10 protein-coding genes are annotated in these 10,667 nt (G+C 69.0%); 8 read left to right on the top strand and 2 right to left on the bottom strand.

The genetic code is table 11. The annotated features are described in order from the left end of the window. The first annotated feature begins 271 nt into the window (after positions 1-271). From VK923_04190 to VK923_04180, 3 genes are read left to right on the top strand one after another with little or no spacing between them, the layout of a single operon-like run. A complete protein-coding gene (locus VK923_04190) occupies positions 272-700 on the top strand; it encodes a helix-turn-helix domain-containing protein (GenBank protein HSJ43867.1) in 429 nt (142 codons plus the stop codon). Further along, complete coding sequence (locus VK923_04185) at positions 697-996, top strand: hypothetical protein (GenBank protein HSJ43866.1); 300 nt, start codon at positions 697-699, stop codon at positions 994-996. The genes VK923_04190 and VK923_04185 overlap by 4 nt, the downstream gene beginning before the upstream one ends. After that, complete coding sequence (locus VK923_04180; GenBank protein ID HSJ43865.1) at positions 996-2,834, top strand: recombinase family protein; 1,839 nt, start codon at positions 996-998, stop codon at positions 2,832-2,834. The genes VK923_04185 and VK923_04180 overlap by 1 nt, the downstream gene beginning before the upstream one ends. A gap of 362 nt (positions 2,835-3,196) precedes the next feature. Here VK923_04180 and VK923_04175 read toward each other — a convergent pair whose 3' ends face one another. Next, entirely contained in the window at positions 3,197-3,538 is a 342-nt protein-coding gene (locus VK923_04175) for a plastocyanin/azurin family copper-binding protein (protein ID HSJ43864.1), read from the bottom strand. Between the two features lie 233 nt (positions 3,539-3,771). Next, a complete protein-coding gene (locus tag VK923_04170) occupies positions 3,772-5,022 on the bottom strand; it encodes an MFS transporter (GenBank protein ID HSJ43863.1) in 1,251 nt (416 codons plus the stop codon). An 84-nt stretch (positions 5,023-5,106) separates the two neighbouring features. On the opposite strand from VK923_04170, the gene VK923_04165 reads away from it, so the two are divergent. The 5 genes from VK923_04165 to VK923_04145 all read left to right on the top strand — a co-directional run bounded on the left by VK923_04165 (position 5,107) and on the right by VK923_04145 (position 10,397). Further along, positions 5,107-7,872 (top strand): LuxR family transcriptional regulator, encoded by a 2,766-nt coding sequence (locus tag VK923_04165; protein HSJ43862.1) that lies wholly within the window; start codon positions 5,107-5,109, stop codon positions 7,870-7,872. A 109-nt stretch (positions 7,873-7,981) separates the two neighbouring features. Further along, positions 7,982-8,404: an antibiotic biosynthesis monooxygenase gene (locus tag VK923_04160; protein HSJ43861.1), complete on the top strand. Its 423-nt coding sequence runs from the start codon at positions 7,982-7,984 to the stop codon at positions 8,402-8,404. A gap of 11 nt (positions 8,405-8,415) precedes the next feature. Further along, entirely contained in the window at positions 8,416-8,799 is a 384-nt protein-coding gene (locus tag VK923_04155) for a hypothetical protein (protein ID HSJ43860.1), read from the top strand. A 122-nt stretch (positions 8,800-8,921) separates the two neighbouring features. Beyond that, positions 8,922-9,416, top strand: a complete 495-nt coding sequence (locus tag VK923_04150) for a hypothetical protein (protein HSJ43859.1) — start codon at positions 8,922-8,924, stop codon at positions 9,414-9,416. A gap of 291 nt (positions 9,417-9,707) precedes the next feature. Beyond that, positions 9,708-10,397, top strand: a complete 690-nt coding sequence (locus VK923_04145; GenBank protein HSJ43858.1) for a hypothetical protein — start codon at positions 9,708-9,710, stop codon at positions 10,395-10,397. Positions 10,398-10,667: the final 270 nt, after the last annotated feature.

Here is a 10,667-nt window from a genome sequence, read left to right as displayed (position 1 = left end):
TGGAGCGCGACGCGGCCGGTAGCGGGCTGTATCTGACGCCCAAGCACCGCCGTCGCGCCAGAAGCACGCGGGGAGGCGGTCGCGAGAATGTCTAGTGATATAGACCGCAGTGTCGAGCGATGTGGACCGCTATCAGCTGGCCTCTGCGGTGTTTGCCAACGTCGTTGCGCAGTCGTAGCGACTCGTCCACGACAGCATGCGGTTGTGCGGCGTCAAATGCTGGACAACGTTGGTGTGGTCGGTCATGCTGCCGGCCGAGGAGGTGAGGCCGGTGAACCAGCGGTCGCGGCGACACGCGTTGCAGCAGGCGGGGTTGGTGCACCCGCGGGAGGCGGCGGTGACCGCGGCGCTGTTCGACGGGTCGCGGGCGTTCTTCCTCGCGGCCGACAAGGTGCAGGTCAAATACGAGATGCTGCGCGCGCACGAGGTCGACGGGATGACCGTCGCCGTGGCGGCGGCGGCGCATGGCTACTCGCGGGCGGCGTTCTATCTCGTGCGCGACGCGTTCGACGGGCGCGGGATGACCGGGCTGTTAGACGAGCGTCGCGGCCGCAAGGGGCCGGTCAAGCTGACACCGGACATCCTGGCGTGGCTGGCCGACGCCGACCCGGCACGGTCCGGCGCGGAGCTGTCCGACGAGATCGCGTCCCGGTTCGGAGTGCGGCTGCACCGCCGCACGATCGAGCGGGCGCGGCGGTGACCACCCTGTGGACGGCCCACGAAGCCGCGCAGGCCGACTACGAGCAGCTGCGCGCGGCGACGCTGGACGGGGTGCCGCTGGCCGGTGTGGCCGCTCGACGGTTCGCCCACCGCGGGCTGGCGGGGCTGATCGCCTGGCCCGCGGCCGAGCCGGTGTTCGCCGCCGAGCTGGTCGGCGCGGCCCGCCCGGCGTGGATGCCGCACGCCGACCCGCGGGTGGCGGCGCTGGCCGGCGCATACGAGCTGTTGTTGACCGCCGCCGACACCGACCACGTCGAGTCCAGGAGGGCGCGGTGATGCGGGTCGCGATCTACGCGCGTGTGTCGACCGAGGCGCAGGAGGCGCGCGGCACGATCGGGTCGCAGCTGGAGGTGCTGCGCGCCCGCGCCGCCGACGCCGCCGACGAGGTGGTCGCCGAGTTCTGCGACGACGGGCACTCGGGCGCCCGGCTGGACCGCCCCGGCCTCGACGGGTTACGCGACGCCGCCGAGGCCGGGCTGGTCGAGGGCGTGTGGTGCCTGTCACCGGACCGCCTGGCCCGCGTGTACGCCTACCAGGTGATCGTGCTCGACGAACTGTCCCGCTACGACGTCGCCGTGCGGTTCGCCGACGCACCGCCGCTCGACGATGACCCGCAGGCCACGCTGCTGACCCAGGTGCAGGGCGTGATCGCCGAGTACGAGCGCGCCAAGATCGCCGAACGCTACCGGCGCGGCAAGCTGTACCGCTCCCGGCTCGGGGAAGTCATCTCCTGGCGCACCCCCTACGGCTACCGGCGGGTGGCCCGCGACGCCGCCGGCCCGGCGCGCCTGGAGGTCTACGAACCCGAAGCCACCGTCGTGCGGCGCATCTTCGACGACTATGTCACCGACGGGTACTCGACCCGCCAGATCGTGCGCGGTCTGGCCGCCGACGGCATCGTCTCGCCGACGGGCAAGCCGATGTGGTCCACCTCCACCATCGGTCGGCTGCTGCGCAACGAGGCCTACGTCGGTCGCGTCTACTACAACCGCACCGAGGCCGTGGCCGCCCCCGCCGGCGCCACCCGACCCACCGTGCAACGGCGCCGCCCGCGCGACGACTGGATCGCCATCGCCGTGCCCGCCATCGTGTCCGACGACACCTTCGACGCCGCCGGACGGGTCAGCCGCGACAACAGCAAGTGGAGCCCCCGCAACACCGAACCCGGCCAGTGGCTGCTACGCGGCCTGGTGATCTGCGGCCGCTGCGGTGTGGGGACCAACTGCCACAAGATGCGCGGCCGCAACGGCACCTGGCACCGCTACTACTACTGCCGCAACCACGACGTGCTCCGCGCCGGCGGAGCCGACCGCCGCTGCACCGAACGCAACATCCGCGCCGGCGAGCTCGACGCGTTCGTGTTCGACCAGATCCGCGACGCACTGACGCGCCCCGACGTGCTCCTGGCCGGCCAGACCGCGCTGGCCGCCACCCGGCCCGCCTGCGACGACGAGCTGCTCGCCGCCCAGCTCGCCCGGCTCGACCGCAAGCTGGCTGCCACCAGCAACGAACGCCGCCGCCTGGTCGACCTCTACCAGGCCGGACTGCTCGAGCTCGTCGAGCTGCAACGCCGCGCCAAGGACGTCGACGCCCGCCACACCCACCTGCAGTCACAACGCGACAGCCTCGCCGCGCAACGCGCCGAACTCGCCAGCGACAACCAGCTACGCCACCGCGTCGCCGACTTCGCCCGCCGCACCCTCGACGCGCTCGACCACCTCGACTTCGACCAACGCCAGCAACTGCTGCGCCTCGTCGTCGAACACGTCCGCGTCACCGGCTGGCACGTCCACATCCGCCTGCGCATCCCCCTCGACGCGCCACCCGACCAGCCCCCACCACCCCCACACAGCCCGTCGGGACCCGACCCCCAGCCGCGACCGTCAAGCGATATGCGCCTGCGTTCCATTGGTGACGACGTGTGCCTGGTGCAGCAGCCGGTCCACGCCGGGCGGTGGCGAGATCGACGCCGTGGCGGTCGACGACGCGTACGCGTCCCAGCCCGGCACCAGCGCGCGGGAGGGGTTCGGTTGCGGGTGCGACGCACGCCGCGACCACTTTCGAATGAGCGGGCCGTACTCGTCGCCGACCACCCCGACACCAGACTGCGCTGAGATCTCTGAAGCCACAGCTGCGGATGGCTCAGGGCACGGCCCGCACGGAGACCACCTCTTCCGGGCATGCCGGGATTCTCGTTGCCGGCGAGAGCACCGCCACCTCGTGAGTGTCTCGTCCATGCGACTCACGGCGCAAGGCGGTCGATGGCACGGCATGTGGACCTCTCGTGTGACGGACGCGCACTTCCCGCTGCTCACCCCGTCTACGAACGGACCACGCCCTGATCGACGGCTCTACACGACGATGTTGGTCACTCGCGGACGACGTCGACCCGGACGAACGGTCCGTCGGGCGCGTTCACTCACTGGCGGGCTCACGCACGATGTCCGCCGCAACCCCACGTCAGATCCGTGAAACGTCATCCGTCCACGACCTCCACGCGTCCGTCCATGCCGATGTGGATGGTGCAGGTGTAGGGGTAGCTGCCCGGCTGATCAAAGGTGTGCTGATAGGTCCCCGAGGGCTGTACGTCCGATTGCCACTGATCGCCGACGACGTTGTGTTCGACGCCGCCGTCGTCGAAGGTCCAGGTGACGGTCGTGCCGGGTGAGACCTCAATGACGGGGGGTTGGTATGCGTTGCCATGGATCACGACGTCATCGACTCCGACCACGGGGTCGGACGTGGCGGGATCGTCGATCAGGCGGAGCACCATCGGGATCATGACAACGGCGATGAGGAGGACGACGATGGCGCTCACCGCGATGATGAAGCGGCGACGGCGTCGGCGATGTGGTGTCGAGGGGGTTGTCTGTTCGCGTGTCGCTGTGGCGTGTGACATGGTGCTCGTCTCCGTCTTCGTCGCGACGGGCATGGGGCTCGAGGTCGAGCGCGGCGGCCATCGGGGTTGCGAATGTCAGGATCGGTCCGTCGAGGCCGATCTCGCGCCGGTGATTTCACGGGGGTTGGTGTCGCAGCGCGGCCGACGTCGCGTCAGGCGAGCGGTACCGGGGCCGGGGCGTCCGTCTGCTCCCGAACGGGCGGGTCCGACAGGAACCATGCCGCCGCGGCCATGCCGCCGAGCGCGAGCGTGAGAGATAGCGCGATCACGGTCGGGTAGCCGACGTAGCCTGCGAGGCTGAGGCCGGCGGCTCCGGCGACGTCTGAACACAGCACGGCGAGGCTGGTCTGGATCGTGTAGTCGGTGCCGGCGGTGTCGCGCCGGCTCCAGTCCATGCTCAGCGTGAAGATTGTGGTCCCGATGCTGGCGTAGGCGATGTTGACCAGCGCCACGGCGCCGAGCACGACGGCGACCGTCGCCGACCCAGCGTTAAGCGCTGCGAGCATGGCGATAGCGGCGACCGCGATCACTCCGAAGGCCAGCAAGGCCGCTCGCCGCCGGATCGCATTGAGCACCGCGCCGGCGGACAGTGCGCTGGCCATGGCAACGACACCGCCGCCGAAGGCCACCACGGCCCCGATCCAGTCCAGTGGCCAGCCGACGTCGACCAGCATCGGCGTGATGAGCTTGTACGCCGTGGCGATCCCCATGTAGTTGAGGGGAAGCACGATCAGCAGCCAGTGCGCGACGCCCGGTTGATGGAAGAAGTTCGCGAGCGCGCGAAGTGACACCGTTTGCCGTCGCCGGATACCGCCGGTCGCACCGATGTCCGGTTGCGCTTCGCTATAGCGCAGCAGGAACGGCATGGGAACGGCGGTGGCCAGTGCCAGGACGCCCACCGCCGCCGTCCATCCCAGGTGGTCGTGGATCACGAGGATGCCGCCGCCGCCGACGATGAAGCCGAAGTAGCCACCTGCGAACTGGATGCCGTTGCCGAGGCCGCGTTCGGACGGCAGCAGCACCCTTACGGCGGTGGCGTCCGTGGCCACGTCCTGGGTGGCCGAGAGAAAGGCGATGGTCCCGACGAGGACAAAGATGAGGGGTAGGTCGTCGCCCACGTCGAGCGGCAGGAGCAGGAGGACGGCCACGACCGTCAGCCCCTGCAGGATCAGCAGCCAGCCACGGTAGTGGCCGAGCCGACGTGACCCATACCGATCAACGAGGGGCGCCCAGGCGAACTTGACGACCCAGAACAGGGCGAGGAGTTGGAGCATGCCGATCTGTCCGAGGGGGACACCGCGTCTGCGAAGGACGGCGGTCAACGCGTAGTAGAAGAAGCCCAGCGGGAAGAACTGGCTGGCATACAGCACAGCGAGGAGTCGGTATCGCGCCAGTCTGCTCACGTGGAGCCGATCGCAACTGCCGCGTCGGTGATGCCACGGCCGGGAGGCTTGACGTCGTTGGCACCATCGTATGAAGGAGGATGGGTGCGGGAAGGCCAGTCGAGCCGTCACCACGACCGTGGAATGCTGTACGGCAGGGAGACCGAACGCGGCGTCATCGGCGAGCTGCTCAGGGAGGCCGCCGAGTTCCGCGGTGGCGCACTGGTGCTGGTCGGTCGGCCGGGAGCAGGCAAGACCGCGTTGCTCCAAGACACGGCTCGGGCGGCGGATGCGCTGGTCTTGCGTGCACAAGGCGTGGAGTCCGAATCCGAATTGCCGTTCGCGGCGTTGCACCAGCTGCTCCGGCCGCTCGCCGACCATGTGGACCGCCTACCTGAGCCGCAGGCTGACGCATTGCGGTCGGCGCTCGGGAGGCAACGGCGTGGGGTGGGGACCCCAGACCGGTTTCTCGTCTCCGTGGCCACCCTTGGCGTGCTGTCCGCCGCCGGTGAGGATCGTCTGGTGCTGTGCCTGGTCGATGACGCGCAGTGGCTGGACGGCGCCTCGGCCAGCGCGTTGACGTTTGTGGCCCGGAGGCTCGACGTCGAGCGCGTGGCGCTGCTGTTCGGGGTCAGGCAGGGCGAGGCGGCTGGCTTCGATGGCGGAGGACTGCCCGTGCTGCCCGTGGCCGGGTTGGACCACGGGTCCGGCGGCGCGCTCCTGAGCGACCGTGCGGGCATGCCGTTCAGTCCCGACGTGGTCGCACGTCTGGTCGATGAGACCGCGGGCAACGCGCTTGCTCTTGCGGAACTGCCGTCGATGCTGACGCCGGCGCAACTCAGTGGACGGCAACCCCTGCCGTCGCCTCTTCACCTTCCCGGCGGTGTCGAGGGCGCGTTCCTCCAACGCGTGCATCGCCTGCCAGTGGCGACGCAGACCCTGTTGCTCGTCGCTGCGACCGACACCACGCGACGCGTCACGACCGTGCTCCAGGCCGCTGCGACACTGGGGGTGCCGGCCGCCAGCCTCGACGTCGCCGAAAGCGCCGAGCTCGTCGAGGTCCGAGGCGAACAGCTCGACTTTCGACATCCGCTCGTACGCTCGGCTGTCTACCAGGGGGCCACCACACGGGAGCGCCGGCAGTCGCACCAGGCGCTGGCGTCAGTGCTGGACGGCGACGTGGAGGTCGAGCGCCGCGCCTGGCACCGCGCGGCCGCGGCGTTCGGGCCCGACGAGGGCGTCGTCGCCGACCTCGAGGCGGCCGCGGCACGCGCGACTGCGCGCGGCGGCTATGAAGCCGCGTGGGCCGCGCTGGAACGGGCCGCCGACCTGACCGTCGAACGAGAGCGACGTGCGCAGCTGCTGACCGGCGCGGCGGACAACGCGTGGCGCGGTGGACAGTTGCGATACGCCGAGACGCTCGCGAACAACGCCCGGTCGCTGGCCTCCGATCCGCTGTTGCGTGCCGTCTCCGATCGGCTGCGGGCATGGATCCAGATGACGGTCGGCTCACCCCTCGCGGCTCGGCAGATCCTGGTGCAGGCCAGTCGTGATATCTCCCGCACCGATCCGGAGCTGGCGACCGAGCTGATCGGCGAGGCGACCGAAACCGCGTGGGTGGTCCAGGATCACACCGCCGGCGCGCACGTCGATGACATCACGGCTGATCTGTCGCCCAGCAACGAGCCGCGGATTCGGTTCTACCATCACCTGATCGCCGGCTTTCGTGGCCTGCTGCAGGACGACCTGGAGCCGGCGATGCAGGCGCTGCGCCATGTGATCACCATCGCCCGCGAGATCGATGACACACAGCTGCTCGTGCGCGCCGGGCATTGCGCGTTCCACGTTGGCGACGATGCCGCAGCGTACGATCTCAACGTACGCGTTGTTGTCCGCGCCCGCTCCGCGGGCGCCGTCGGAGTACTGCTTCCCGCCCTGGAACGACTGGCGCACGCCCAGGTGCTGACATCCCGGTGGACCGCCGCGGTCGCGAGTGCGTCCGAGGCGGCGCGCCTGGCGCGAGAGACCGGGCAGCGGCAGCTCGCTGCATTGCCCGTGGCGTGGCTTGCCCTGGTGGCAGCGCGGCATGGGGATTACGACGCATTCGAGGCCGCGCTGGCCGAGGCCGAGGTGCTGGCCGCCACCGAATCCTTAGGCGTCTACCAAGGCATGCTACGCGCGGTCGCGAGCTGGGCCCGCGGCGTGCAGCTGGCCGACAGCGGACATCCCGCATCTGCACTCGGGTGGTTGCAGGAGATCGATCACCCAGTCGTGACGCGCATGGCCGCGCTGGATCGCATCGAAGTCGCCCTGCACGCCGACCGGAAGGATCTTGCGGATGCGTGGCTCACGTCGTTCGAGCGGTTCGCCGAGCACACCGCCGCACCGTGGGCCGAGGCGAGAGTGGCACACTGCCGGGCGCTGCTCGGCGACGACATCGACGCCGCACAGCACTTCGACACCGCGCTGATGCATCATCAGCGCTCACAGCGATCGTTCGAGCGAGCTCGCACCGAACTCGCCTACGGCCGGTTCCTTCGCCGCGCTCGCCGCCGCGTCCTGGCGCGCACACACCTGCGCGCCGCGCTCGACGTCTTCGAGGCTCTCGGGGCCGAGCCATGGACCGACCGCGCCCGCGTGGAGCTGCGCGCGTCTGGACAGACCGCACGCAAACGCGAGCCTTCCACCGCCGCGGCCCTCACCCCGCAGGAACTGCAGGTTGCGCGCTTCGTCGCGCAGGGACTGGCCACTAAGGAGGTCGCGGCACAGCTGTTCCTCAGCCCCCGCACCATCGAGTTCCACCTGCGCAACGTCTTCACCAAGCTGCAGATCAGCTCACGCATTGAGCTTGCGCACCTGCCGCTCGAGTAGATCGCCGGCAACCGCGATCCCGGTGAATCCACCGGTGCGAGCAGGTGACGTGTGCGGTCACATGACTGTCGACGCTCCAATCGGAGTCCGACGCAGAACCGAGGTTGCGATGCCTGCCGTCCCATGGCGACAACTGGCGGCACCGTCCACCGACCACAGCTACCTGGTGATGGCGTCGCGGCTTCCACTGCACTCCTACGCAAGCCTCCCCAGGTTCCTGCGCATGGCGTTGGCCGTTGCCCGGCAATTGGAGCACAGCGACGGCCTGATCGGCTACAGCCTGCTTGCACAGCCGACGAAGAAGACGTTCTGGACGCTGTCGGCGTGGACGAACCAGCAGGCACTCCACGCGTTCGTCCGAACGATGCCGCATCTGAAGATCATGAAGGCGCTACAGCCATACATGGAACCGACCCGGTTCACGACCTGGCAGGCCCTCGGATCAGTGCTGCCAGTCCCTTGGGCCGATGCGATGGACCACCTGCGGACCGCACCCAGTCGAGGTTCGGCGGGACCTCCACCACGCACCTGACAGGATCGGCCATGTCACCATTCTCGCTACTCCGGGCCGCGCTGACGGTCCAGGTGCTGCTCGGCCTGGCGCGCTTCATCGCACCGTACGCCGGCATCGGGATCGACCAACGGATCTGGGTCGTGCACCCGGTGCTGGGCGTCACCATCGCGGTCAGCGCGCTCTGGCTGTTCCGGAGACGTAGCGACGTGCCCTCGGCACCGGCGCGCGCCCCAGCCCGGGTCATCGCCCTCGCCCCGCTGCTGTTGGGACTCGCCAACCTCGCGGGCGTCGCGTCAGGACTCGGACTGGTGCTGACGCACATGGGTCTCGGACTGGCAGCGATCAAGGTCATCGACGTGGCTGTGGAACAGCAGCGAACCAGCGAACGGGCCGTTCTCGCCGGCGGCGCCTAGATCCATGTCCTGGTGCGTCCTTGCACCGCAGACCGGCGTCGGGGTGGGACCCGGACGCGAAGACGAGCACCTCGCAACGCCGTTATCACACCCGCTACACGCCATGGAGCAAGGAGAATCACATGTTGTTTCTTGGGATACTGGTGGCGGCCTACGCCGCAACCTGGCTCGCGCCCCGTCTGCGCGGCAGGACGTCTGATCAATGGCGATATGCGCTCGCCGCCGGCATGGCGGTCGCGGGGCTCAGCCACCTGCTGAACCCGACGCCGTTCATCCAGCACCTCCCAGGCTGGGTTCCAGCCCGGGAGCTGCTCGTGTTCCTGAGCGGCATCGCCGAGATCGCGCTGGGAGCAGCGTTGCTTGTTCCGCCGCCGTACCGGCGTCTGGCGGGGTTCGCGTTGGCGGCGTATCTCGTGGCCGTCTTGCCGGGGAACGTGTACGTCGCCGTCGCCGGCGTCGAGGTCGACGGACAACCCGGTGGCCTGTACGCGTGGCTGCGACTTCCCTTACAGGCCGTGTTCGTGTGGCTGGCGCTGTGGACGACCCGACACGGCACTCCCACCGTCGCAAGCCCTGCTGCGCCAGCTGCCGCTCCCGCAGCGGCGCTCCGCAAGTAACGCCCGGGTACGCCGCGCTGCATCTGGGCCGTCGGTTCGAGGCGGGTGGTAGATGCGCTCATGGCGGTCGCCACCGCCGCCGGGCTGTTGTACGCCACCACCCCCCGAATGAAGGGTCAGTGACTGTGTCACCAAAAGTCACCCCAGCCCATCCACTCAACGGAAGAGGAGCAGATGATGTCAATTCAGGAAACAATGTCAGCGGAGATGGGTCACACCGCAGCCGAACTACCGTCGCGCCGGCGAACTCGAGCCACTCGACTGATAGCCGGGTTCATGGCCGCCTCGGGCGTGCTGTTCGGCACCTTTACGGCAGTCTTCGGGATCGTGGCCGAGAGCCAACAGGTCCACGCCTTCCACAACGCCGTTGTCGCATCACTTCTACTGGTTCTATCAGCACCTCCGGCGATCGCCATTGCACGCAACCCGGATCACCCCCTCGCCGCATTGAGGATTCTGACCGCTTTGTCCGCAGCGGCAGTCGTCACGATGGCAGCGAGTACGACAATCGACCCGTTCACGCTTCCATTCGTGCTCCTCACCGGTGTGCTCTGGATTCTGCGTCCCTCGGAGCAGCCATCGGCAAACGATGAACGACCCAGCTGGATTCTGCTTGGGTTGGTGGCCGTCGGGGTTGTCCCGCTGCTGGCCTACGCGCTGGGAGAGGCGGAGCTGCAGCGGACACTCACCGACAGCGACCACGCCCGGTTCTTTCATTGGGTGGAGGCGTCGTTCTACGCGGTCGGCATCTTGGCGATCGCGCTCCTGGCAGCGTTACGTCCATTCACGTATCGGATGGCGGCCTGGTCGGCAGGGGTCGGAGTGATCATCTTAGGCAGCGCATCGCTCATCCTGAACAGCTATGCCTCCGCGGTCCCGATGCCGTGGCCATGGCTAGCGATCGCCGGTGGAGTTGCCTTCATCGGTGTCGCCGAATGGGAGGTAGACCGCCATGCCGACCATGGATTGACAGCCACCTGAGACCTACCGAAGCGCACAGACTCGGCAACCACGCCGGTATGCGGGGATCGCCGCACCAACCTCGAACGCCGGTCACTGAAAGGAGTCGGCAATGCCTGCAATCCCGTGGCGGAACCTGTCCGCTGTGAAGCCCGACGCGACGCACCACCCGGCATTGGGCACGGACGACCGGCTGTTGCGGCTCGTCCTGGCCTACCTACCCATCGCCGCGGGCGGCGCAGTGCTCTCACTCGTCTACGACGTCGGCGCCCATCCGGGCGGGGACCCGGC

This window comes from Euzebyales bacterium, assembly GCA_035461305.1.
Lineage (GTDB): Bacteria > Actinomycetota > Nitriliruptoria > Euzebyales > JAHELV01 > JAHELV01.
This window is presented reverse-complemented; position numbering and strand designations above follow the sequence as displayed.